This window comes from Denitromonas iodatirespirans (assembly GCF_018524365.1).
GTDB lineage: Bacteria > Pseudomonadota > Gammaproteobacteria > Burkholderiales > Rhodocyclaceae > Nitrogeniibacter > Nitrogeniibacter iodatirespirans.
Genome location: NZ_JAEKFT010000017.1, coordinates 37,469 through 60,494, shown reverse-complemented (window position 1 = coordinate 60,494; position 23,026 = coordinate 37,469). Strand labels below are relative to the sequence as shown.

At 66.9% G+C, this 23,026-nt stretch carries 21 protein-coding genes; 18 read left to right on the top strand and 3 right to left on the bottom strand.

From position 1 onward, the window contains the following. Nucleotide 1 precedes the first annotated feature (1 nt). The 10 genes from murD to I8J34_RS15000 all read left to right on the top strand — a co-directional run bounded on the left by murD (nt 2) and on the right by I8J34_RS15000 (nt 10,761). On the top strand, nt 2–1,384 hold the full coding sequence (murD, locus tag I8J34_RS15045; RefSeq protein WP_214362445.1) for a UDP-N-acetylmuramoyl-L-alanine--D-glutamate ligase: 1,383 nt from the start codon (nt 2–4) through the stop codon (nt 1,382–1,384). Further along, nucleotides 1,381–2,610 (top strand): putative lipid II flippase FtsW, encoded by a 1,230-nt coding sequence (gene ftsW / locus I8J34_RS15040; protein ID WP_214362444.1) that lies wholly within the window; start codon nt 1,381–1,383, stop codon nt 2,608–2,610. The genes murD and ftsW overlap by 4 nt, the downstream gene beginning before the upstream one ends. Before the next feature lie 100 nt (nt 2,611–2,710). Beyond that, nucleotides 2,711–3,790 (top strand): undecaprenyldiphospho-muramoylpentapeptide beta-N-acetylglucosaminyltransferase, encoded by a 1,080-nt coding sequence (gene murG / locus I8J34_RS15035; RefSeq protein ID WP_214362443.1) that lies wholly within the window; start codon nt 2,711–2,713, stop codon nt 3,788–3,790. Then, a complete protein-coding gene (murC, locus tag I8J34_RS15030; RefSeq protein ID WP_214362442.1) occupies nt 3,787–5,184 on the top strand; it encodes a UDP-N-acetylmuramate--L-alanine ligase in 1,398 nt (465 codons plus the stop codon). Before murG ends, murC begins: the two co-directional genes overlap by 4 nt. A 46-nt stretch (nt 5,185–5,230) precedes the next feature. Then, entirely contained in the window at nt 5,231–6,145 is a 915-nt protein-coding gene (locus tag I8J34_RS15025) for a D-alanine--D-alanine ligase (protein WP_214362480.1), read from the top strand. Beyond that, nucleotides 6,138–6,971, top strand: a complete 834-nt coding sequence (locus I8J34_RS15020) for a cell division protein FtsQ/DivIB (protein ID WP_230411856.1) — start codon at nt 6,138–6,140, stop codon at nt 6,969–6,971. The genes I8J34_RS15025 and I8J34_RS15020 overlap by 8 nt, the downstream gene beginning before the upstream one ends. Next, entirely contained in the window at nt 6,968–8,197 is a 1,230-nt protein-coding gene (gene ftsA, locus I8J34_RS15015; protein ID WP_214362441.1) for a cell division protein FtsA, read from the top strand. The genes I8J34_RS15020 and ftsA overlap by 4 nt, the downstream gene beginning before the upstream one ends. Nucleotides 8,198–8,345: 148 nt before the next feature. Next, a complete protein-coding gene (ftsZ, locus tag I8J34_RS15010) occupies nt 8,346–9,479 on the top strand; it encodes a cell division protein FtsZ (protein ID WP_214362440.1) in 1,134 nt (377 codons plus the stop codon). Nucleotides 9,480–9,648: 169 nt separating this feature from the next. Then, the gene (lpxC, locus tag I8J34_RS15005; RefSeq protein ID WP_214362439.1) at nt 9,649–10,566 is read left to right on the top strand and encodes a UDP-3-O-acyl-N-acetylglucosamine deacetylase; all 918 of its coding nucleotides are present in this window, start codon (nt 9,649–9,651) and stop codon (nt 10,564–10,566) included. A gap of 6 nt (nt 10,567–10,572) precedes the next feature. After that, nucleotides 10,573–10,761: a hypothetical protein gene (locus I8J34_RS15000; RefSeq protein WP_214362438.1), complete on the top strand. Its 189-nt coding sequence runs from the start codon at nt 10,573–10,575 to the stop codon at nt 10,759–10,761. A gap of 21 nt (nt 10,762–10,782) precedes the next feature. On the opposite strand, the gene I8J34_RS14995 is transcribed toward I8J34_RS15000, so the two are convergent. Then, complete coding sequence (locus tag I8J34_RS14995) at nt 10,783–11,235, bottom strand: DciA family protein (RefSeq protein ID WP_214362437.1); 453 nt, start codon at nt 11,233–11,235, stop codon at nt 10,783–10,785. A 111-nt stretch (nt 11,236–11,346) separates the two neighbouring features. Between I8J34_RS14995 and secA the strand changes: the two genes are divergently transcribed. From secA to I8J34_RS14975, 4 genes are all read left to right on the top strand, one after another. Further along, a complete protein-coding gene (secA, locus tag I8J34_RS14990; protein WP_214362436.1) occupies nt 11,347–14,064 on the top strand; it encodes a preprotein translocase subunit SecA in 2,718 nt (905 codons plus the stop codon). A 96-nt stretch (nt 14,065–14,160) separates the two neighbouring features. After that, entirely contained in the window at nt 14,161–15,624 is a 1,464-nt protein-coding gene (locus I8J34_RS14985) for an HDOD domain-containing protein (protein WP_214362435.1), read from the top strand. 86 nt (nt 15,625–15,710) lie between these two features. Beyond that, on the top strand, nt 15,711–16,937 hold the full coding sequence (argJ, locus tag I8J34_RS14980; RefSeq protein WP_214362434.1) for a bifunctional glutamate N-acetyltransferase/amino-acid acetyltransferase ArgJ: 1,227 nt from the start codon (nt 15,711–15,713) through the stop codon (nt 16,935–16,937). Nucleotides 16,938–17,070: 133 nt separating this feature from the next. Beyond that, complete coding sequence (locus I8J34_RS14975; RefSeq protein WP_214362433.1) at nt 17,071–17,706, top strand: hypothetical protein; 636 nt, start codon at nt 17,071–17,073, stop codon at nt 17,704–17,706. A gap of 337 nt (nt 17,707–18,043) precedes the next feature. On the opposite strand, the gene I8J34_RS14970 is transcribed toward I8J34_RS14975, so the two are convergent. Together I8J34_RS14970 and apaG are read right to left on the bottom strand one after the other, a co-directional pair. Beyond that, complete coding sequence (locus I8J34_RS14970) at nt 18,044–18,640, bottom strand: class I SAM-dependent methyltransferase (protein ID WP_214362432.1); 597 nt, start codon at nt 18,638–18,640, stop codon at nt 18,044–18,046. A gap of 129 nt (nt 18,641–18,769) precedes the next feature. Next, nucleotides 18,770–19,156 carry a Co2+/Mg2+ efflux facilitator ApaG/CorD gene (gene apaG, locus I8J34_RS14965; RefSeq protein ID WP_214362431.1) on the bottom strand — a complete coding sequence of 129 codons (387 nt, stop codon included), beginning with the start codon at nt 19,154–19,156 and terminating at the stop codon, nt 18,770–18,772. Between the two features lie 132 nt (nt 19,157–19,288). On the opposite strand from apaG, the gene rpe reads away from it, so the two are divergent. From rpe to I8J34_RS14945, 4 genes are all read left to right on the top strand, one after another. Beyond that, a complete protein-coding gene (rpe, locus tag I8J34_RS14960; RefSeq protein WP_214362430.1) occupies nt 19,289–19,978 on the top strand; it encodes a ribulose-phosphate 3-epimerase in 690 nt (229 codons plus the stop codon). After that, nucleotides 19,975–20,652: a phosphoglycolate phosphatase gene (locus tag I8J34_RS14955; protein WP_214362429.1), complete on the top strand. Its 678-nt coding sequence runs from the start codon at nt 19,975–19,977 to the stop codon at nt 20,650–20,652. The genes rpe and I8J34_RS14955 overlap by 4 nt, the downstream gene beginning before the upstream one ends. Nucleotides 20,653–20,856: 204 nt before the next feature. Then, a complete protein-coding gene (trpE, locus tag I8J34_RS14950; protein WP_214362428.1) occupies nt 20,857–22,332 on the top strand; it encodes an anthranilate synthase component I in 1,476 nt (491 codons plus the stop codon). 104 nt (nt 22,333–22,436) lie between these two features. After that, complete coding sequence (locus tag I8J34_RS14945) at nt 22,437–23,006, top strand: anthranilate synthase component II (protein WP_214362427.1); 570 nt, start codon at nt 22,437–22,439, stop codon at nt 23,004–23,006. The last annotated feature ends 20 nt before the right edge of the window (nt 23,007–23,026 follow it).

Here is a 23,026-nt window from a genome sequence, read left to right as displayed (position 1 = left end):
CATGGGCATGTGGCAAGGCAAACACGTATTGGTGCTCGGGCTGGGGGAATCCGGCCTAGCCCTCGCGCGCTGGTTGGCGCACGAGGGGGCATCGGTGCGCGTGGCCGACAGCCGGGCCCATCCGCCCGGTGCCGAGGCGCTGCATGCCGCGCTGCCCGAGGTCACACTGAGCACTGGCGCGTTCGCGCTGAGCCTGCTCGATGGCGTCGATGTGCTGGCCATCAGCCCCGGGCTCGATCCGCGCTTGCCGATCATCGAAGGCGCGCGTGCGCGCGGCATTCCGGTCACCGGCGAGATCCAGGTCTTCGTCGATGCGCTCGAATCGCTCGGCGCGCGTGCGCGTTGCCGGCTGATTGCCATCACCGGTACCAATGGCAAGACCACCACCACCGCGCTGACCGCCGCGCTGTGCCGCGCCGCCGGCCTGGATGCGGTGGAGGCCGGCAACATCAGCCCGGCCACGCTGGCGGTGCTGCTCGATCGCGTGAGCGCCGGCCGGCCCTTGCCCGACTGCTGGGTGCTCGAACTGTCGAGCTTCCAGCTCGAAACCGTCACCGAGCTGCGCGCCGATGCGGCGGTGGTGCTCAATATCAGCGACGACCATCTCGACCGCTACGATTCGCTGGCCGACTATGCCGCCACCAAGGCGCGTATCTTCGCCGGCGCCCGGGTGGCCGTCGCCAATCGCGACGACGCCCGGGTGGCCGCCATGGTCGCCGATGCGGCCGGCTGCACTTTCGGCCTGGACGCCCCGCATCGCGTCTCCGACTACGGTCTGCGCGATGGTCAGCTGATGCGCGGCGACGAGCCGCTGATCGCCGTCGATGCCCTGCCGCTGGCCGGCTTGCACAACGCCGCCAATGCGCTGGCGGCCATGGCCCTGTGCGAAGCGGTCGGCCTGCCCACGGAACGCCTGCTCGACGGCCTGCGCCGTTTCCGCGGCCTGGCGCACCGGGTCGAGCGCATTGCCGAGCGCGACGATGGCGTCACCTATTATGACGATTCCAAGGGCACCAACGTGGGCGCTACAATCGCCGCCTTGAGTGGCCTGCAGCGTTCGGTGCTGCTGATCGCCGGCGGTGACGGCAAGGGGCAGGACTTCACGCCGCTGCGCGAGCCGGTGGCGCGCCATGCCCGGGCCGTGATCCTGATCGGCCGCGACGGGCCGCAGATTGCCGCCGCGCTCGACGGCGCCGGCGTGCCGATCGAATTCGCCACCGACCTGCCGCGCGCCGTGCTGCGTGCCGACGCGCTGGCCCAGCCGGGCGACGCGGTGCTGCTGTCGCCGGCCTGCGCCAGCTTCGACATGTTCCGCAACTACGCGCACCGCGCCGAAGTTTTCGTCGCCGCGGTACGCGCCTTGCCGCGTGTGGAGGCCGCATGAAGCTCAGCCTCCCGTTCGCGAATCTCTTCGCCCGTCGCGGAAATGATCTCCCGGCGGCCCGGCGTGCCGTGCATCGGCTCAGCGCGCCAGCCGCCCAGCCACGTGAACTCGACCCGATGCTGATCTGGTCGTCCGTGGCCCTGTTGATGATCGGGCTGGTGATGGTTTACTCCTCCTCCATCGCCACTGCCGAAGGCCTGGCCTACACCGGCCACCAGAGTACCTACTACCTGGTGCGTCATGCGGTGTTCCTGCTGGTCGGCACGATCATCGGTGCGGTGGCTTTCCAGCTGCCCATGCGCATCTGGCAGCAGATGGCGCCGCACCTTTTTCTTGGGGGCATCGTGTTGCTGGTGCTGGTGGTGATGCCCGGCATCGGCCGCGAGGTCAATGGCGCCAGTCGTTGGCTGCCGCTCGGTCCGCTCAACTTCCAGCCCTCCGAGGCCATGAAGCTGTTCGCCGCGCTGTATGCGGCCGACTACACGGTGCGCAAGCTGCCGCACATGCAAAGCTTCAAGCGCGCCTTTCTGCCGATGGCCGGAGTGGTGCTGCTGGTCGGCTTCCTGCTCCTCAAGGAGCCGGACTTCGGCGCCTTCGTGGTGATCACCGCGATCGCCTTCGGCATCCTCTTCCTCGGCGGCATCAATGTACGCGTGTTCGCCCTGCTGGCGGTGGTGGCGGTGATCGGCTTCATGCTGCTGATCTGGCTGTCGCCCTACCGGCGCGACCGCATCTTCGGCTTCATGGATCCGTTCCAGGACGCCTTCGGCAAGGGCTATCAGCTCTCGCATGCGCTGATCGCCTTCGGCCGCGGCGAATGGTTCGGCGTCGGCCTCGGTGCCAGCGTCGAGAAGCTGTTCTACCTGCCCGAGGCGCACACCGACTTTATCCTCGCCATCATCGCCGAAGAGCTCGGCCTGGTCGGCGTACTGGTGGTGATCGTGCTGTTCGCCATGCTGGTGCACCGCGCCTTCGCCATCGGCCGCCAGGCGATCGACCTCGAACGCTTCTTCGCCGGCCTGGTGGCGCAGGGCATCGGCCTGTGGATCGGCGTGCAGTCCTTCATCAACATGGGCGTCAACATGGGCCTGCTGCCCACCAAGGGGCTGACCCTCCCGCTGATGAGCTTCGGCGGCTCGGGCATCGTCGCCAACTGCCTGGCGCTGGCGATCCTGCTGCGGATCGATTGGGAAAATCGACAAATCATGCGCGGAGGTGGCGCATGACACCGGAGCGCATGATTTGGCGGGATCAAAGGAGCATCGCATCGTGCGCCAGCGCGATGCGGAGCCAAAACCGAGCCAAGCACCTCCGCGGAGGTGGCGCATGAAGACGCTGATGGTCATGGCCGGCGGCACCGGTGGGCACATCTACCCGGGCATTGCGGTGGCCGAGGCGCTGCGCGCCGAGGGCTGGCGTATCGTCTGGCTGGGCAACGCCGACCGCATGGAGGGCCGGCTGATTCCCGCGCGCGGCTACGAGACGGCCTGGATCCGCTTCGGCGCACTGCGCGGCAAGGGCCCGATGGCCAAACTGCTGCTGCCGCTGAACCTGCTGCGCGGCTTCTGGCAGGCGCTGGCCGCCATTCGCCGGACGAAGCCCGACGTGGTGCTGGGCATGGGCGGCTACGTGAGCTTCCCCGGCGGCATGATGGCCGCGCTGCTCGGCCGGCCGCTGGTGGTGCACGAGCAGAATTCGGTGGCCGGGCTGGCCAACCGGGTGCTGGCGCGGGTGGCGGACCGCATCGTCACCGGATTCCCGAAAGTGATGCCGGGCAGCCGCTGGCTGGGCAACCCGGTGCGTGCCGACATCGTGGCGCTGCCCGAACCCGACCTGCGTTTTGCCGAACGCGAGGGGCCGCTGCGGGTGCTGGTGATCGGTGGCAGCCTCGGCGCCAAGGTGCTCAACGACACGGTGCCGCAGGCGCTGGCCAGCCTGGCCGAGGCGGTGCGTCCGCAGGTGGTGCATCAGGCCGGCGCGACCCAGATCGACGCGCTGCGCGAGGCCTACGCGGCCGCGCGGGTCAGCGGCGATCTGCGCCCCTTCATCGACGATATGGCTGCCGCCTATGCCGAGGCCGACGTGGTCATCTGCCGTGCCGGTGCGCTCACCGTGGCCGAGCTGGCCGCCGCCGGCGTGCCCAGCATCCTGGTGCCGCTGCCGCATGCGGTGGATGACCACCAGACCGGCAATGCGCGCTTCCTGGCCGACCGCGGCGCCGCCTACCTGCTGCCCCAAAGCGAGCTGAGCGCCGAGCGTCTGGCCGGCGTCCTGCGCGGGCTGGACCGCCGCCGTCTGCGCGACATGGCCAACGCCGCCCGCGCCCTGGCGCGCCCGCAGGCGGCCGCCGAGGTGGCGCAGCTGTGCCGCGAGCTGGCGGCCGACAAGGAGTCCAAAGCATCATGAAACACAAGGTCAAACGCGTTCATTTCGTGGGGATCGGCGGCGCCGGCATGAGCGGCATCGCCGAAGTGCTGATCAACCAGGGCTTCGCGGTGAGCGGCTCCGACCTGGGCGAGAGCGCCGCGACACGTCGCCTGACGGCGATGGGCGCGCGCGTGATGCGCGGCCATGACGCGGCCCATGCCGCCGATGCCGACGTGGTGGTGGTGTCCACCGCGGTCAAGCCCGACAACCCCGAAGTGCGTGCCGCCCGCGTGCGCCAGGTGCCGGTGGTGCCGCGCGCCCAGATGCTCGCCGAGATCATGCGCCTCAAGCAGGGCGTGGCGATCGCCGGCACCCACGGCAAGACCACCACCACTTCGCTGACCGCCAGCATCCTGGCCGAAGGCGGGCTCGACCCGACCTTCGTCATCGGCGGCCGCCTCAATGCCGCCGGTGCCAACGCGCGCCTGGGCAAGGGCGACTTCCTGGTCGCCGAGGCGGACGAATCCGACGCCTCCTTTTTGCTGCTCAACCCGGTGATTTCGGTGGTGACCAACATCGACGCCGATCACATGGACACCTACGGCCACGACTTCGCGCGCCTCAAGCAGGCCTTCATCGACTTCCTGCAGCGCCTGCCCTTCTACGGCGTGGCCGTGCTGTGCGAGGACGACCCGCACGTGCGCTCGATCATGCCGCTGGTGTCCAAGCAGATCGTGCGCTACGGCTTTTCGCCCAACGCCAACATCCGTGCCGAGAACGTGCGCGCCGAGGCCGGCCGCATGGTCTTCGACGTGCTGCGCATCAACGGCACGGTGTCGCGCTTGCCGGTCACGCTGAACATGCCGGGGACGCACAACGTGCTCAACGCCCTGGCCGCCATCGCTGTGGCGACGGAGGTGGGCGTCGCGGACGAGGCGATCATCCAGGCGCTCGCCGACTTCAAAGGCGTGGGGCGGCGTTTCCAGCGCTATGGCGACGTGCCCTTGGCCGCGGGCGGCAGCTTCACGCTGGTGGACGACTACGGCCACCACCCGGTCGAGATGGCCGCCACCATCGAGGCGGCGCGCGGCGCCTTCCCGGGGCGGCGGTTGGTGCTGGCCTTCCAGCCGCATCGCTACACCCGGACCCGAGACTGCTTCGAGGACTTCGTCAAGGTGCTGTCCACCGTCGATGCACTGGTGCTGGCCGAGGTGTATGCCGCCGGCGAGGCGCCGGTGGTGGCGGCCGACGGTCGGGCGCTGGCCCGCGCGCTGCGCGTGGCCGGGCGCATCGAGCCGGTGTTCGTCGAGCAGATCGAAGACATGAGCAAGACGGTGCTCGACGTGGTGCAGGACGGCGACGTGGTGCTGACCATGGGCGCGGGCTCGATCGGCGGGGTGCCGGGCCAGCTCGCTGGCGAAGAGGCCGCGTGAGCGCGCGGCGATCGGACAAGATGCAATGACGGAAATGGCAGACAACATGCAGGCGAAATTCGGAAAGGTGGCGGTGCTGATGGGCGGCTCGTCCGCCGAGCGCGAGGTGTCGCTGATGTCGGGCAAGGCCGTGCTCGCGGCCCTGCAGGGCGCCGGCGTGGATGCCCATGCCTTCGATCCGGCCGACACCGACCTGCATGTGCTCAAGGACGAAGGCTACGACCGCGCCTTCCTGGCGCTGCATGGCCGTGGCGGTGAAGACGGCACGGTGCAGGGCATGCTCGAAATGCTCGCCATCCCCTATACCGGCAGCGGGGTGATGGCCTCGGCGCTGTCGATGGACAAGTGGCGCACCAAGCTGGTGTGGCTGGCCGCCGGCCTGCCCACGCCGCGCTTTCACATCATCGACGAGACCAGTGACTGGTCCGCCGTGGCCGCCGACCTGGGCCTGCCGATCTTCGTCAAGCCGGTGCACGAAGGGTCGAGCATGGGCGCCACCAAGGTCACCGATGCAAGCCAGTTGGCCGACGCCTGGGCGCTCGCGGCGCGTTTCGACACCTTGGTGATCGCCGAGGAGTTTATCGAAGGCCAGGAGCTGACCATTCCCTTCTTGGGCGACGAAGTGCTACCGGTGGTGCGCATCGTGGCGCCGGGGGGCAACTACGACTATCAGAACAAGTACTTCACCGACGACACCCAGTATTTCTGCCCCAGCGGTTTGCCCGCGGCGCTGGAAGCCGAGCTGCAGGCGCTGATGTTGCGCGCCGCCCGCGTGCTGGCCTGCCGCGGCTGGGGGCGGGGCGACCTGATCCTGACCGAGGCCGGCGAACCCTATCTGCTCGAAATGAACACCACCCCCGGCATGACCGGCCATTCGCTGGTGCCGATGTCGGCCCGCGTCGCCGGCTACGACTTCACCGCCCTGTGCCTGTCGATTCTGGAGAAAGCGCGCCTTGGCTGACATCCGCCCCCGTCCTGCTGCCCGCGGCACCGCCAACCGGCGCACCGGTGGCGGACGGCTGCGCGTGGGCGTGTGGCACCGGCCGGCCGTGCTCAACCTGATCTCCGACGCGTTGCTGCTGGTGGCCACGGCAATGATCGGCTACGCGCTGGTGACCTGGCTGGCAGCGCGCCCGGCCTTCCAGCTGCGCGAAGTGACGGTGCTGACGCCGCCGGCGCAGGTGTCGGCCGAGCAGTTGCAGTACGCCGCCCGCTCGGCGGTCAAGGGCAACTTCTTCACGGTGGATCTGGTGCAGGTGCGCGAGGCCTTCGAGAAGCTGCCCTGGGTGCGCCGTGCCCAGGTGCGCCGCCACTGGCCCGACACCCTGGAGGTGCGCCTCGAGGAACACCAGGCGGTGGCCTACTGGACGGTGAACGACAGCGGCGACACCCGCCTGGTCAATCGCCAGGGCGAGGTCTTCGTCGCTGCCAGCAATGCGCACATGCCGGCGTTTCTGGGCCCCGAAGGCTATGCCGGCTACCTCCTGGCGAACTACGCGCGCTTCTCGGAGCTGCTCGCGCCGATGGGGCGGGAGCTGGTCGAGCTGGGGCTGTCGGCACGCGAGGCATGGCAGCTCACGCTCGACGACGGGCTGGTGATCCGCCTCGGCCGGGACCGCGAGAAGGCGCATGTCGAGGAGCGCATCGCCCGTTTCGTCGCGACCTATCCGAAGGCGCTGGCCAAACTGCCCGAGCCGATGACGGTGGCGGTGGTCGATTTGCGGTATCCGAATGGTTTCGCCCTCCTGCCGGCGGGTGACAAGAAGGCTGTGGAAAGCAAAAAATGAGCAAGGAATACAAAGACCTCGTTGTCGGCCTCGATATCGGCACCTCGAAAACCACCTGCATGGTGGCCGAGGTGCGCCCCGATGGTCAGTTCAACGTGATCGGCCTCGGCACCCAGCCGTCGAACGGCCTGCGCCGCGGCGTGGTGGTCAACATCGAGGCCACCGTCGATGCCATCTCGCGGGTCATCCAGGAAGTCGAGTTGATGGCCGACTGCAAGATCGGCGATGTGTATACCGGCATCGCCGGCAGCCACATCAAGAGCTTCAACTCGAACGGCATGGTGGCGATCAAGGACAAGGAAGTGTCCACCATGGATGTCGAGCGCGTCATCGAAGTGGCGCGCGCCATGCCGATCCCGGCCGATCAGCAGATCCTGCACATCCTCACCCAGGAATTCATCATCGACGGCCAGGACGGCGTGCGCGAGCCGATCGGCATGAGCGGCGTCAAGCTGGAGGTGAAGGTGCACATCGTCACCGGCGCGGTGTCGGCCGCGCAGAACGTGATCAAGTGCGTGCGCCGCTGCGGGCTGGAGGTGATGGACCTGATCCTGCAACCGCTGGCCTCCAGCTACGCCACCTTGTCGGAAGACGAAAAGGGCCTCGGCGTGTGCCTGGTCGATATCGGCGGCGGCACCACCGACCTGGCGGTGTTCACCCAGGGCGCGATCCGCCACACCGCGGTGATCCCGGTGGCCGGCGACCAGATCACCAACGACATCGCCATGGCGCTGCGCACGCCGACCGCCGAGGCCGAGGAAATCAAGATCCGCCATGGCGTGGCCATGAGCTCGCTGGCCGATCCGGCCGAGATGATCGAAGTGCCCGGTGTGGGCGACCGCAGCGCACGCAAGCTGTCGCGCCAGGCCCTGGCCGACGTGATCGAGCCGCGCGTCTCGGAGCTGTTCGAGCTGGTGCAGTCGGAGCTGCGCCGCAGCGGCTACGAGGAGCTGCTCTCGTCCGGCATCGTGCTCACCGGCGGTGCCTCGGTAATGGACGGGATGATCGAGCTGGGCGAAGAAATCTTCCATATGCCGGTGCGCGTTGGTGCGCCGCAGTATTCGGGCGGCCTGGCCGACGTGGTGTGTCAGCCGCGTTATGCCACCGCGATGGGGTTGATGGTCGAGGCCATGGCGCAGCGCCGACGTGGTCTGCAGGCGCGCGAGACGCGCAACCTGCGTCAGGCCTTCGACCGGATGAAGGGTTGGTTTGCACGTAACTTCTAGGGCCTGTCTTCGGGCAGGGTTTTGTATGAATTTGTAGTGCGTCTGTTGTTGCCCGGTATTTAGTTTTAGAATGCGAAGTCAATACTAAATACCGGTACGCGCAGACGAGAAAGTGGCGTTAAAGCCGTTTTTCAAGGAGGCGAGGCACATGTTTGAAATCGTTGAGAAGGAACCGACCGGCACCATCATCAAGGTGATCGGGCTCGGAGGCGCGGGCGGCAATGCCGTCGATCACATGATCCGCGAGGGCGTGCACGGGGTGGAATTCATCACCGCCAATACCGATGCGCAGGCGCTCAAGCGCAATCTTGCAACGCACAAAGTTCAGCTGGGTACCTCCGGCCTCGGCGCCGGCGCCAAGCCGGAAGCCGGGCGCTGCTCCGCGCAGGAAGCGCGCGAGATGATCGCCGAGGCGATCCAGGGCGCCCACATGGTGTTCATCACCGCCGGCATGGGCGGCGGCACCGGCACCGGCGCCGCACCGGTGGTGGCCGAAGTGGCCAAGGAAATGGGCATTCTCACCGTCGGCGTGGTGACCAAGCCCTTCGACTTCGAGAACCGCGACCGCGTCGCCGACAGCGGCATCGAAGAGCTCTCCAGCCATGTCGATTCGCTGATCGTGGTGCTCAACGACAAGCTGATGGAAGTGCTGGGCGATGACGCCAGCCTCGAAGACGGATTCCGCGCCGCCGACAACGTGCTGCGCAACGCCGTCGGCGGGATCGCCGAGATCATCAACATCCCCGGCCTGGTGAACGTCGACTTCCAGGACGTGCGCACGGTGATGGCCGAGATGGGCCGCGCCATGATGGGTTCGGCCGAAGCGGCCGGCATCGACCGCGCGCGCATCGCCGCCGAACAGGCCGCCGCCAGCCCGTTGCTCGAAGGCGTGGAGCTGTCCGGTGCGCGTGGCGTGCTGATCAACCTGACCGCCAGCCGTTCGCTGAAGATGTCGGAAGTGAAGGAAGCGGTGAACACCGTGCGCGCCTTCGCCGCCAAGGACGCCTTCGTGATCTACGGCACCGTCTTCGACGAGGCCATGGAAGACCGCATCCGCGTCACCGTGGTGGCCACCGGCCTGGGCAGCCCGGCGGTGTCGGCCAGCAAGCCGGTGATGCAGGTGGTGCAGGGCACCGGTACCTACGGCCCGTCGAGCGGCGCGCATGACAGCGACGTGCCGGCGGTGATCCGCAGCGGTCGGCGCACCACCGTCGAGGCCATGAGCGCCAGCGGCGTGGGCACCTACGACATTCCGGCCTTCCTGCGCAAGCAGGCGGATTGACCGGAAACGCTTCGCCCCGGCGGGCGCCCGACGCATGGACGATGCCTCCCGTCCGCGCGTCAGGCGCCCGTCGCCGTTCGAAATGGGCGTTGTGCACCGCATGCTAGACTTCAGTTTGTTGCGCCCACGCCGTTTTTTCGGGCGCCCCGACTCTGAATTGCGACGGATCATGATCAAGCAACGCACCCTCAAATCGACCATTTCGGCCACCGGTGTCGGCCTGCACGGCGGACGCAAGGTGACGATGGTGCTGCGCCCGGCGGCGCCGGACACGGGCATCGTGTTCCACCGCGTGGATCTCGATCCGCCGGTCGATCTGCCGGCCGATCCGTATTCGGTGGTCGACACCCGCCTGTGCTCGGGCCTGCAGCAGGGCGAAGCCAAGGTCGGGACGGTCGAGCACCTGATGTCGGCGCTGGCCGGCCTCGGCGTAGATAATGCGCATGTCGACGTCGATGCGCCCGAATTGCCGATTCTCGATGGCAGTGCCGGGCCTTTCGTCTTTCTGATTCAGTCGGCCGGGCTTGAGGAACAGGCGGCGCCCAAGCGCTTCCTGCGCGTCAAGAAGCCGGTGGAGTACCGCGAGGACGACAAATGGGTGCGGCTTGAGCCTTACGACGGCTTCAAGCTGGATTTCTCCATCGTCTTCAATCACCCGGCCATCAACCGCACCGTTACCGATGCTTCGGTCGATTTCGCCGAAGTGTCGTATGCGCAGGGGGTTGCGCGTGCGCGCACCTTCGGCTTCGTCCAGGACGTGGAGTTCATGCGCTCGAACGGCCTGGCGCTGGGCGGCAGCCTGGACAACGCCATCGTGATGGACGAGTACCGCATCCTCAATGCCGACGGCCTGCGTTACAACGACGAGTTCGTCAAACACAAGGTGCTCGACGCCATCGGCGACCTGTACTTGGCCGGCAAGCCCCTGCTGGCCGCCTACTCGGCGCACAAATCGGGCCATGCGCTGAACAACCAGGTGCTGCGCGTGCTGCTCGAAGACGAGAGCGCCTGGGAGATCGTCACCTTCGACGACGAGTCCCGTGCGGCGCCGGGCGTGCAACGCATGTTCGAACCGGTCATGGGCTGACGCGCCATGTTCGTCATCCGGCTGGCCAGCGCCATTGCGCTGATCCTGGTGGGCGGTTCGCTGGTGCTCTACCTGCTCTCCGGCAACGTGCGCTACCGGCACTGGGCCTGGGTGTTCACCCGCGTCGGGCTGGTGGTGTTGCTGGTGTTCATCGCCTTGCTGCTGGTCGAGCGCCTGCTGGCGCCGATCCTCTAGCGCCGTCCGGCGCCTTCCTGATCAACGCTGCCCGGCCGGCGGCTCACTCCGGCTACGCCGCACGAAGCGCTCCAGCGCCTTGCGCAGCGGGTCGTCGTCGGGCAGATGGTCGGCCAGCGAGCGCAGTGCGTCCTGTGCCTGTGTGCTGACGATGCGCTGTGTCGGTGGCTTTGGCGGTGGCGTGGGGCGGACCGGGCGGGTGGCGATCTTGATGCTGCTGATGCGCACCCCCTGCATGGCCAAGGTATTGACCAGGCGCGGCGTGGCCTGGCGCAGCTTGGCCGCGACGGCACCGGTGGCGGCGTGGATGAGCAGCACGTCGTCCTTGAGATTGGCCACGTGGCAGCTGTCGGCCAGGTAGGGTGGCAGCTCGGCCAGTACGATCTGCTGGAGCTGCATCAGGCGTGCCGCATGGGCGCGCAGGCGGTCGAGCGCCGTTCCGTCGCCGGCAAAGCGGTCAAGCCGTTGCGTCATGGGTGGGTTTGATACATCTCAAGTGATAGGAAAGGCGCGGTGCACGGGACGGAGCCTGTTCATCCGACCGTGCTAGTATTCGCATTTTGCCCCATCTGCCGCCTTCCAGACATGATTTCCGGCCTTCTAAAGAAAGTATTCGGTAGCCGCAACGATCGGCTCATTCGTCAATATTCGAAGACGGTACGGGCGATCAATGCGCTCGAACCCGAGATGGCTGCGCTGTCGGACGAGGCCCTGCGGGCCAAGACCGACGCCTTCAAGGCCCGGATCGCCGATGGTGAGAGTCTTGACAGTCTCCTGCCCGAAGCGTTCGCCGTGGTGCGCGAAGCCGGCAAGCGGGTGCACGGCATGCGCCACTTCGACGTGCAGCTGGTCGGCGGCATGGTGCTGCATGACGGCAAGATCGCCGAGATGCGCACCGGCGAGGGCAAGACCCTGGTGGCGACCCTGCCGGTGTACCTGAATGCGCTGGCCGGCAAAGGGGTTCACGTCATCACGGTGAACGACTACCTGGCCCGCCGCGATGCCGAGTGGATGGGGCATCTGTACGGCTTCCTGGGCTTGTCTGTCGGGGTGAACGTGTCGCAGATGGGCGAGGCCGAAAAGCTCGCCGCCTACGCCGCCGACATCACCTACGGCACCAACAACGAATTCGGTTTCGACTACCTGCGCGACAACATGAAGTACGAGGCGGCCGAGCGCGTGCAGCGTTCGCTGAGCTTCGCGGTGGTCGACGAGGTGGACTCGATCCTCATCGACGAGGCGCGCACGCCGCTGATCATCTCCGGTCAGGCCGAAGACCACACCGATCTCTACCTCAAGATGAACAAGGTCGCGCCGCTGCTCAAGAAGCAGATCGGCGACGGCGACGATGTCACCGAGCCGGGCGACTACACCGTCGATCTCAAGGCGCACCAGGTGCTCCTGACCGAAGCCGGCCACGAGCGCGCCGAGGACATCCTCACTGAACAGGGCCTGCTCGCCGAAGGCACCTCGCTCTACGATCCGGCCAACATCCTGCTGATGCACCACCTGTATGCCGCACTGCGGGCGCACTCGCTGTTCCACAAGGATCAGCAGTACGTGGTGCAGAACGGCGAGATCATCATCGTCGACGAATTCACCGGCCGCCTGATGCCGGGGCGCCGCTGGTCCGAAGGCCTGCACCAGGCCGTCGAGGCCAAGGAGGGCGTGAAGATCCAGGCCGAGAACCAGACCCTGGCCTCGATCACCTTCCAGAACTACTTCCGCATGTACGGCAAACTGGCCGGCATGACCGGCACGGCCGACACCGAAGCCTTCGAATTCCAGTCCATCTACGGCCTCGAGACAGTGGTCATCCCGACCAACCGTCCGATGCAGCGCAAGGACCAGAACGACAAGGTCTACCGGACCATGAAGGAGAAGTTCGACGCCGTCATCGCCGACATCACCGATTGCCACGAACGCGGCCAGCCGGTGCTGGTGGGCACCACCTCGATCGAAAGCTCCGAGTATCTGGCCGGCTTGCTGACCAAGGCCAAGCTGCCGCACCAGGTGCTCAACGCCAAGCAGCACGAGAAGGAAGCGCAGATCGTGGCCCAGGCCGGTCGCCCCGGGGTGATCACCATCGCCACCAACATGGCTGGCCGCGGTACCGATATCGTGCTCGGCGGCAATGTGCAGAAGCAGACCGAAGCGGTGATGGCCGACGAGTCGCTCGACGATGCGCAAAAGGCGGCTGCCGCCGAGGCCTTGCATTCCGAGTGGGATGCCTTGCACGCCCAGGTGATTGCGGCCGGCGGCCTGAAGATCATCGGCACCGAGCGGCATGAATCGCGGCGTATCGACAACCAGCTGCGCGGCCGTGCTGGCCGCCAGGGCGATCCGGGCGAAAGCCGCTTCTACCTGTCGCTCGAAGACCCGCTGATGCGCATCTTCGCCGGCGACCGCCTCAATGCCATCATGGTGCGCCTGAAGATGCCCGAGGGCGAAGCCATCGAGCATGGCATGGTGACGCGCTCGCTCGAGTCCGCGCAGCGCAAGGTCGAGCAACGCAACTTCGACATCCGCAAGCAATTGCTGGAGTTCGACGACGTCTCCAACGACCAGCGCAAGGTCATCTACCAGCAGCGCAACGAGCTGCTCGAGAGCACCGACATCTCCGAGACCATCACCGCCATGCGCCAGGGCGTCATCCATGACACCTTCCGCCTGCATGTGCCGGTCGACAGCGTCGAGGAGCAATGGGACATCCCCGCCCTCGAGCAGGCGCTCGACGGCGAGTTCCAGCTCAAATTGCCGGTCGGCGAGTGGCTCACCGCCGAGCCGGGCCTGGACGACGACGCGATTGCCCAGCGCGTTGTCGAAGCGGCCGATGCCCAGTTCGCCGCCAAGGTGGCCATGGTCGATGCCGCCGCCTGGCACCAGTTCGAACGCAGCGTGATGCTGCAGAGCCTCGACAACCACTGGCGCGAGCACCTCGCCGCGCTCGACCACCTGCGCCAGGGCATCCACTTGCGCGGCTATGCGCAGAAGAACCCCAAGCAGGAATACAAGCGCGAAGCCTTCGAACTGTTCGAAGCCCTGCTGCAAGCCGTGCGCACCGACGTGACGCGTCTGCTGATGACGGTGCAGATTCGCACCGAAGCGCCGCTCGAAGAGGTCGAGGCCGCCGGCGTGGAAAACGTGCAATACCACCATGCCGACTACGACGAAGCGCTGGGCACCAAGGCCGCGCAGGACGGCGATACCGTCACGGCCGCCGCCCCCAAGGTCGGCCGCAACGAAGCCTGCCCCTGCGGCTCGGGCAAGAAGTACAAGCACTGCCACGGCAAGCTGGCCTGATCGCCGGCCGGCAAGACGACAACGGCGCCTGCGGGCGCCGTTGTCGTAGGTGGCGCCGGGCTCAAGCCCGGGCGGTATCGGGCCGTTAATACCGGCATGTTTCCAGAGCTTTCCTTCGACGAAATCCCCCCGCTGCCCGGCACCCTGCCCGAGGGCCTGAGCGGCTGGGTGGCGCACATCCGCGACCAGGAGATGCCGGTGTTCGGCTCCACGGTCGACGGCATCCGCGAGATCATGGGCGACGACAGCGCCTCGGCCGGCCGCTTGGCCGCCGTGATCCTCAAGGACCCGGCCATGACCACCAAGGTCTTGCGCCTGGCCAACAGCGCCTATTTCAACAGCGCGCGGCAGGGCGTGGGCACCATCAGCCGCGCCATCGTCGTGCTCGGCTTCGATCTGGTGGCCGATCTGGCCATCGGCGTGGCGCTGGTCGACGGGCTGCTCAAGGGCGGCGTGCGCAAGCGTGTCGAGGCCGAACTGGCTCATTGTTTCTTCGCCGCCGCCCTGGCGCGCGGCATCGCCAAGCTGCGGGGCGAGGGCCGGGCCGAGGAAGTCTTCATCGCCGCCTTGCTCACCCGCGTGGGCGAGATGGCCTTCTGGTGTTTCGGCGGCACCAAGGCGGAGCTGCTCGCCGACCAACTGCCTGAGGACAGCACGCCGGAGCAGGAGTCGTCGACCCAGATGGTAGTGCTCGGCTTCCGGCTGCGCCAGTTGTCGGTGCAACTGGCCCGCGAATGGCGGCTGGGCAGCCTGCTGCATGCGGTGCTCGAACCCTCGGCTCGACCGAGCACGCTCGAGGCCTCGATCCTGCAGGGCCACCAGGTGGCGCGCGCCGTGGCCGCCGGCTGGGACTCTCCGGCCGCCAAGTCGGCATTGACCGCGCTGGCGCGCTATGTCGACCGGCCCGAAAAAGAAGTGCGCGAGACGGTGGCGACCCTCGCCCACGAAGCGGCCCGGCTGGCCACCGAATACGGCGCGGCGTCCGCCGCCCGCAGCATTCCGGCTTCGTCGGAGGTGGCGCCGACGGTCGAGACCCCGCTGCCGATGCCCTCGCCGGCCGAGCGCCAACTGGCCATCCTGCGCGAGCTGACGGCCCTGATCATGTCGGGCGGGCGATTCTCCGATGCGGTGTATCTGGCTGCCGAAGGCATCCTCCAGGGCGTCGGCTTCTCTCGTGTCGTGGTGGCACTGCTGACCCCGAACCGCCTGCAACTGGTTGGCAAATACGGCTTGGGCGCCGGCGGCGAAGCGCTGCGCAAGGCCTTCGTGCTGACCCTCGGGCACGGAACGAACGACCCGGTCGACACCCTGCTGAGCACCGCCCAGCCGGTGCGCCTGACCCACATGCGCGGCCGGCTTGCCGGCGTGGTCGGGCAAGGCCCGGCCGCCATCGCCCCGATCATGGGCAATGGCCGGGTGATTGGCGTGGTCTATGCCGAGCGCGATCCGGGCGCGGCCGCCATCGATGACGAGGCCTTCTTCGCCTTCGTCCATTTCGTGCAGCAGATGTCGATGGCGCTGGTCACCGCCAACCGGGCAGGGGGCGCCGCCGCGCCCTGAGGGGCAACTCCGGTATCATTTCAGCGGATGCCGTGGCCACGCCACGCACACAACCTCTTTCTGCTGATTTCGTCCGGAGACGCCCGATGCCTGTCAATCTGCCGCCCCTCAAGCCCGACCACCTGCATGACATCGCCGGCCTGCGCCTCGGTGTGACCGAAGGCGGTATCCGCAAGCTCAACCGCCGCGACGTGACCGTGATCGCGCTCGATGCCGGCACCCGCGTGGCCGGCGTATTCACCGAAAACCGCTTCTGCGCTGCCCCGGTGCAAGTGTGCAAGCAGCACCTGAGCACGGGCGACATCCGCGCGCTGGTCATCAACACCGGCGTGGCCAACGCCGGCACCGGCGAGCGCGGCCTGGCCGATGCCAACGCCACCTGCGCCGCCGTGGCCCAGGCCTTGTCGATCGCCCCCGCGCAAGTGCTGCCGTTCTCGACCGGCGTGATCCTCGAACACCTGCCCATGGACCGCCTCGGCGCCGCCGTGCCCAAGGCCGTTGCCGACCTGCGGGCCGACGGCTGGTTCGACGCCGCCCATGCCATCATGACCACCGACACCGCGCCCAAGGGCGTGTCGCGCCGCATCCAGATCGAGGGCCACGACGTCACCATCACCGGCGTCAGCAAGGGCGCCGGCATGATCAAGCCCAACATGGCCACCATGCTCGGCTTCGTCGCCACCGATGCCGCCGTGTCGCAGCCGCTGCTCCAGCGCCTGGTGCGCGAAGCGGCCGACCTGTCCTTCAACAGCATCACCATCGACGGCGACACCTCCACCAACGACTCCTTCATCCTGATGGCCACCGGCCAGGCCGGCCACAGCGAAATCACCGACGACGCCTCGCCCGCCTGGGCCGCGCTGCGCGAAGCGGTGATTGCCGTCTCCATCGAACTGGCGCAGGCCATCGTGCGCGACGGCGAAGGCGCCACCAAGTTCATGACCATCGCCGTCAAAGGCGGCCGCGACCGCGCCGAATGCCGCAAGGTCGGCTACGCCATCGGCCAGTCCCCGCTGGTCAAGACCGCCTTCTTCGCTTCCGACCCCAACCTCGGCCGCATCCTCGCCGCCATCGGCTACGCCGGCATCGACGATCTGGATGTGAGCCAACTGCGCGTCTGGCTCGGCGATGTCCTCGTCGCCGAACACGGCGGCCGCGCCGCCACCTACCGTGAAGAAGACGGCGCGCGTGTCATGGCCGAAGCCGAAATCGACGTCATCGTCGACCTCGCCCGCGGCCAGTCCGAGGCCACCGTGTGGACCTGCGACTTCTCGTATGACTACGTGAAGATCAACGCCGATTATCGGAGTTGATGCCAAGTGCGTAGCCCGGATGCAGGCCGAAGGCCGGAATCCGGGAGCGGTGGCCGATCGGTCGATGGATCCCGGATTCTGCTGCGCTGCATCCGGGCTGCGAGAGTAGCGCCTTGTGGATAGATGAGGAAATATGGCGACCGACCACGTAACCGTAGCCCTTTCGGTCCCGCAAAGGCTCCTGAAACAGCCCTTGTCGAGCGAGGCTGAATTTCTCGAGCTTCTCAACGCCATTTGCAAGGACAAGTCACGCTTTCTCTTTGCAATGAGTCGCCGAGGAAACAATATCGGCTATCTCCAAATGCTTTGTGAATGCAGACCGGGCAAAAAAGAGATCTTTTTGCTCGACCACTTTCGCGAGATCCGTGGCGATGAGAGATCGCAGGCGATTAGCGAGATCGAGGGGTTCTTGCGTGAGCTCGCAGATGATCCGTCTATTGTGTTTGAGGCAACGAAATCCCGCTACGAACCCGAGATTGATGTTTTCTGTAACGGACTAGATACGCCTGTTCGGATGGAACTAGTGCAAGATGGCTACAAACGTAAAGTGGGTGGCTGGTTATATTGGTACGACGAGCAAGACGTCACGGCGCTGTTGTCGCGGGCAACGGCTTGCTCAGATCTGTCGGTCTACGAGGATGGAGAGGGGCTCGAACATGCGCTGGCATTCATCGCAGCGCATCTCAGACTCCTCAAGTGGGCTGAAGAGCATGACGAGGTCTTTGTTTACGCCCAATACATCGACGGCTTTCTTCCAAAGCGAGTGTAGGAAGGGGGATCTGCCGCCGATGGTTGTATTGTGATTCCAAACTTCCTAAGCGACGTATATTGCGAGCCATGATGGTGGGCAGCGAGCTGCCCACTCTACGCAGTGCGCTCAACAAGTGAAGCAGGCACGCCCGACGCTGCCGCAGGGCGGGCATCGCCGAAGGCGACTCGTACAGCCAATCCAAGCCGGTCGGAGCCGTGGTCGTTCCAAGGGCTCGGATCGAGCGCGGCGAAATCCGTGGCCGTTGGTGGCTCAGGCGCCGTTCCCGGTGTCGGGCCTTCGGCCCTCGACCGGGCAACGCCCTGATTCAACGCGCGATTGAGCGTGCGGTGCCCGCTCATTCCCGCGTCAGCCGAAGCCGCCGAAACCACCCCCCAGCCAGCGCCGCCTCATCGCTCTCCACCCGCGCGCCCGGCGCCCTGGCGAGCAGCGCCTCGAACTCCACATCCATCCGCGTCGCAATCCGCCCCGAGATCGGCGTGAGCCAGCGTCGCAGCCGCGCCCGCTGCCCCGGGCGCAAAAACTTGTCGAAGACCAGCAAACTGCCGCCCGGCCGCGTGACCCGGATCGCTTCCTGCAAGGCGCGCAGCGGATCGGGCACGACGGCGAGAATCAGGTGCAGCACGGTGTGATCGAAGTGCGCGTCGGCAAAGGGCAGGGCGAGCACGCTGCCTTGCACGGCGTGGTAGTTGTGCCGCTCGGCGCGCGGCAGGCTGCGGCGGAGCATGGCGGCGGTGAGGTCGATGCCGATGTAGCGGTGCTGGGGCGGCAGATGCGGCAGATCGAGGCCGGTGCCGACGCCGGCGACCAGCACGGTGCCGGGGGTTTGCATGGCGAGGTGGGTGAGGCTGCGGATGCGGGCCTGGCGGGTGGCGGCGGTGAGTACCGCGTCGTAGAAGGGGGCGATCAGGGTGTAGCTGTGGCGTAGCGACATGGCGGCGCTCAGCGTGTGTGGAGAGGGCGCTTGGGCGGGCCGCTGGCTGGGGTGCTCACTCGTTCATGCCTTGCCTGTCGATGGGGTCTGCCACACGGTGCGCTCATGCGCTTGCCCGTTCACCAACGCTCAGTGCAGTACGTTGGGCACAAGCAGTGCGAACTCGGGGATCTCGGCCTCGAAGCGCTCGCCGTCGGCGGCGACCATCTGGTAGGTGCCGCGCATGGAGCCCACGGGAGTGGGCAGGGCGCAGCCGCTGGTGTATTCGAAACTCTCGCCCGGGGCCAGTTCGGGGTGCTCGCCGACCACGCCGAGGCCGCGCACTTCCTGCACGTCGCCGTTGCCGTCGGTGATGATCCAGTGGCGGCTGACGAGCTGGGCGGCGACCGAGCCGGTGTTGCGCAGCGTGATGCGGTAGGCGAACACGTAGTGTGCTTCTTCCGGGTCCGACTGCTCGGCCAGATAGAAGGATTCCGCGCTCACTTCGATGTGGTAGGGGTGTTCGTATTCCGTCATGGGGTCCCTTCCTGGGCAGCGCAAGCGGCATGCCGACGAACCATTGAAGCGGAATCTCCCGGTGCCCGCAAGCGCAGGGCGGTGCGCGGCGCTAGAATGTCCGCCTGTCTAGCCAACCTCGCCGGAGTCTGCATGTACCGAATCGCCCCCAGCCTGCTGTCCGCCGATTTCGCCCGACTGGGCGAGGAGGTGCGCCATGTGGTCGCCGCCGGCGCCGACTGGATCCACTTCGACGTGATGGACAACCATTACGTGCCCAATCTGACCATCGGCCCGCTGGTGTGCGAGGCGATCCGGCCGCATACCGCGGCGCCGATCGATGTGCATCTGATGGTCAAGCCGGTCGATCGCATCATCCCCGACTTCGCCAAGGCCGGGGCCAACATCATCACCTTTCACCCCGAGGCCTCCGAGCACATCGATCGCACGCTCGGGCTGATCCGCGATTCGGGCTGTCAGGCCGGGCTGGTGTTCAACCCGAGCACATCGCTGCACTACCTGGATCATGTGATGGACAAGATCGACGTGGTCTTGCTGATGAGCGTGAATCCCGGTTTCGGCGGGCAGAAGTTCATCCCCGGCACGCTCGACAAGCTGCGTGCCGCGCGTGAGCGGCTCGATGCGTATGAGGCGAAGAGCGGGCGCAAGGTGCTGCTGGAGATCGACGGCGGGGTGAAAGCTGACAACATCGCCGAGATCGCGCGTGCCGGGGCGGATACTTTCGTGGCCGGCTCGGCGGTGTTCGGCGCCGGCCGCGAATCCGACCCGCACCGCTACGACACCGTGATCGGCGATCTGCGTCGCGCGCTGGCCGGCGTATGAGTCAGCGCTTCGAGGTCGACGCGCTGCTGTTCGATCTGGACGGCACGCTGGTCGACAGCATCGGCGATCTGGCCCTGGCGGCCAATGCCATGCTCGACGAGCTGGGCCGCCCGGCGCGCTCGCTGGACCAGATCCGCCGCTTCGTCGGCAAGGGCATTCCCAAGCTGGTCGAGCGCTGCCTGGCCGACGCGACGCTGTCCGATGCGGATTTCGCGGCGGCCGTCGCGGTGTTCAAGCGGCATTACGCCGACACCAACGGCCGGGTGTCGAAGGCCTATCCGGGCGTGCCCGAGACCCTCGCGGCGCTTCGCGCGCAAGGCCTGCCGATGGCCTGCGTGACCAACAAGGCCACCGCCTTCACCGAGCCGCTGCTGCAGATGACCGGGCTGGCGCCGTATTTCGATGTGGTGGTGAGCGGCGACACGCTCGAGGTCAAGAAACCGCACCCCGGCATGCTGCTGCATGCCTGCCAGCGGCTTGGTGTCGACATCACGCGGACGCTGATGGTCGGCGACTCGGCCAACGACGCCGAAAGCGCCCGCGCAGCGGGCTGTCCGGTGCTGTTGATGACCTGGGGTTACACCGAGGGGGTGCCGGTGGACACTATCGAATGCGATGGGCTACTATCGAGCGCAAACGCACTGCTGCAGCGCATTGCGCCGCGAGCGCCTTGAAAATGCAGCAATTTTCCGACTCGACGAAGACCTCACCCGTGACTCACGAAAGCCCGTCATTTCCGAAGGAGATCGCATCGGCCTGCGCCGGCTTCAACGCCGTCCCGCGTGGCTGGCGGTCGTGGCCCTGGCGCCTGCGCCCCTGATGCCCCGCGGGCCCGCCCCGCGCCCTCCTGACGACCCCCCGCTTTTTGTGGAGTTCACATGCTAGAAGCCGAATTCAACGCGCTTGCTGCGCAAGGCTATAACCGTATCCCGGTCACCCTCGAGACCTTTGCCGATCTCGACACCCCGCTGTCCATCTACCTCAAACTGGCCAACGAGCCCTACACCTATCTGCTCGAATCGGTGCAGGGCGGCGAGCGCTTCGGCCGCTACTCGATGATCGGCCTGGCGGCCAACACCCGTATCGAAGTGTATGAGCGCAGTGCCTTGCTGCTGACCGGCAACCGCCTGGTCGAGCGGCGCGACTACGGCGATCCGCTCAACTACGTGGCCGAGTTCATGGAGCGCATCAAGGTGCCGCCGCGCGACGGCCTGCCGCGTTTTGCCGGCGGCCTGGTCGGCTGCTTCGGCTACGACACGGTGCGCTACATCGAGCCGCGCCTGGCCGGCAAAAAGAAAGACGATCCGCTCGGCACGCCGGACATCCTGCTACTGCTCTCCGAAGAGATCGCGATCGTCGACAACCTCTCCGGCAAGCTCACCCTCGTCGTGTATGCCGAGCCCGAAGTGCCTGGCGCCTACCGCCGCGCCAAGCGCCGCCTGCGCGAGCTGGTCGACAAGCTGCGCGCACCGGTGCAGATGCCGCCCGACGTGAGCGTCGAGCCGCAGCCGGAGGTGTCCAGCTTCGGCGAGGAGGCCTTCAAGGCCGCCGTGCAGCGCGCCAAGGACTACATCGTCGAAGGCGACATCATGCAGGTGGTGCTGTCGCAGCGCATGAGCAAGCCCTTCGCCGCCTCGCCGCTGGCGCTGTACCGCGCGATTCGCACGCTCAACCCCTCGCCCTACATGTTCTTCTTCAACTTCGAAGACTTCCATGTGGTCGGCGCCTCGCCCGAGATTTTGGTGCGCCTCGAAGACGACAAGGTCACCCTGCGCCCCATCGCCGGCACCCGGCCGCGCGGCGCCAACGAGGAAGAGGATCTGGCGCTGGAGAAGGACCTGCTCGGCGACGAGAAAGAGCGCGCCGAGCATGTGCAGCTGCTCGACCTGGGCCGCAACGATGTCGGCCGCGTCGCCGCCGTCGGCTCGGTGCGGGTTACCGACCAGTTCGCCATCGAGCGCTACTCGCATGTGATGCACATCGTCTCCAACGTCGAAGGCCGCCTGCGCGAGGAGCTCAACGCGCTGGCCGTGCTGCGCGCTTCCTTCCCGGCGGGCACGGTGTCGGGCGCGCCCAAGGTGCGGGCGATGGAGATCATCGACGAGCTCGAACCGGTCAAGCGCGGCATGTATGCCGGCGCCTCGGGTTACATCGGCTTCCATGGCGACATGGACCTGTGCATCAACATCCGCACCGCGGTGCTCAAGGACGGGCAACTGCATGTGCAGGCCGGCGCCGGCATCGTCGCCGATTCCAATCCCGACGCGGAATGGGTGGAGACGCGCAACAAGGCGCGGGCCATGTTGCGGGCGGCCGAGATGGCCGAGCGCGGACTCGACTCCGACCTGAGCTGAGGCCTGGCCTCGAGCGTGTGCCGAGCGCCGGCCCGAGCGCCGCGCGGCACACCCCCCGGATAGTTCGGCGCGCCGTCGTGCGCGCCTTGCAGGAGCACCACAGCATGCTGCTGATGATCGACAACTACGATAGTTTTACCTACAACCTGGTGCAGTACTTCGGCGAACTGGGCGCCAAGGTGACCACCGTGCGCAACGACGAGATCACCGTCGAGCAGATCGCCCACATGGCGCCGTCCCACCTGGTCATTTCGCCCGGGCCGTGCACCCCCAACGAGGCCGGCATTTCGGTGGCCGCCATCCAGCGCTACGCGGGCAAGCTGCCGATCCTTGGCGTGTGCCTGGGCCACCAGAGCATCGGCGCGGCCTTCGGCGGCAAGGTGGTACACGCCAAGCGCCTGATGCACGGCAAGACCTCGCCGGTGCAGCATCTCGACCAGGGCGTGTTCAAGGGCCTGCCCAACCCGCTGGTGTGCACCCGCTATCATTCGCTGGCCGTGGAACGCGAGAGCCTGCCCGAGTGTCTGGAAGTGACGGCCTGGACCGAAGACGGCGAGATCATGGGTCTGCGCCACAAGACGCTGGATGTCGAGGGCGTGCAGTTCCACCCCGAATCCATCCTCACGCAGCACGGCCACGACCTGCTGCGCAACTTTCTGCAACGCACGGCTTAAATGCCTGTTGGCGATCATCC

Bases quoted from the DNA above. Each gene is read 5' to 3' on its own strand.
- murD (WP_214362445.1), top strand. From the start codon at position 2: ATGGGCATGTGGCAAGGCAAACACGTATTGGTGCTCGGGCTGGGGGAA.
- ftsW (WP_214362444.1), top strand. From the start codon at position 1,381: ATGAAGCTCAGCCTCCCGTTCGCGAATCTCTTCGCCCGTCGCGGAAAT.
- murG (WP_214362443.1), top strand. From the start codon at position 2,711: ATGAAGACGCTGATGGTCATGGCCGGCGGCACCGGTGGGCACATCTAC.
- murC (WP_214362442.1), top strand. From the start codon at position 3,787: ATGAAACACAAGGTCAAACGCGTTCATTTCGTGGGGATCGGCGGCGCC.
- I8J34_RS15025 (WP_214362480.1), top strand. From the start codon at position 5,231: ATGCAGGCGAAATTCGGAAAGGTGGCGGTGCTGATGGGCGGCTCGTCC.
- ftsA (WP_214362441.1), top strand. From the start codon at position 6,968: ATGAGCAAGGAATACAAAGACCTCGTTGTCGGCCTCGATATCGGCACC.
- ftsZ (WP_214362440.1), top strand. From the start codon at position 8,346: ATGTTTGAAATCGTTGAGAAGGAACCGACCGGCACCATCATCAAGGTG.
- lpxC (WP_214362439.1), top strand. From the start codon at position 9,649: ATGATCAAGCAACGCACCCTCAAATCGACCATTTCGGCCACCGGTGTC.
- I8J34_RS15000 (WP_214362438.1), top strand. From the start codon at position 10,573: ATGTTCGTCATCCGGCTGGCCAGCGCCATTGCGCTGATCCTGGTGGGC.
- I8J34_RS14995 (WP_214362437.1), bottom strand. From the start codon at position 11,235: ATGACGCAACGGCTTGACCGCTTTGCCGGCGACGGAACGGCGCTCGAC.
- secA (WP_214362436.1), top strand. From the start codon at position 11,347: ATGATTTCCGGCCTTCTAAAGAAAGTATTCGGTAGCCGCAACGATCGG.
- I8J34_RS14985 (WP_214362435.1), top strand. From the start codon at position 14,161: ATGTTTCCAGAGCTTTCCTTCGACGAAATCCCCCCGCTGCCCGGCACC.
- argJ (WP_214362434.1), top strand. From the start codon at position 15,711: ATGCCTGTCAATCTGCCGCCCCTCAAGCCCGACCACCTGCATGACATC.
- I8J34_RS14975 (WP_214362433.1), top strand. From the start codon at position 17,071: ATGGCGACCGACCACGTAACCGTAGCCCTTTCGGTCCCGCAAAGGCTC.
- I8J34_RS14970 (WP_214362432.1), bottom strand. From the start codon at position 18,640: ATGTCGCTACGCCACAGCTACACCCTGATCGCCCCCTTCTACGACGCG.
- apaG (WP_214362431.1), bottom strand. From the start codon at position 19,156: ATGACGGAATACGAACACCCCTACCACATCGAAGTGAGCGCGGAATCC.
- rpe (WP_214362430.1), top strand. From the start codon at position 19,289: ATGTACCGAATCGCCCCCAGCCTGCTGTCCGCCGATTTCGCCCGACTG.
- I8J34_RS14955 (WP_214362429.1), top strand. From the start codon at position 19,975: ATGAGTCAGCGCTTCGAGGTCGACGCGCTGCTGTTCGATCTGGACGGC.
- trpE (WP_214362428.1), top strand. From the start codon at position 20,857: ATGCTAGAAGCCGAATTCAACGCGCTTGCTGCGCAAGGCTATAACCGT.
- I8J34_RS14945 (WP_214362427.1), top strand. From the start codon at position 22,437: ATGCTGCTGATGATCGACAACTACGATAGTTTTACCTACAACCTGGTG.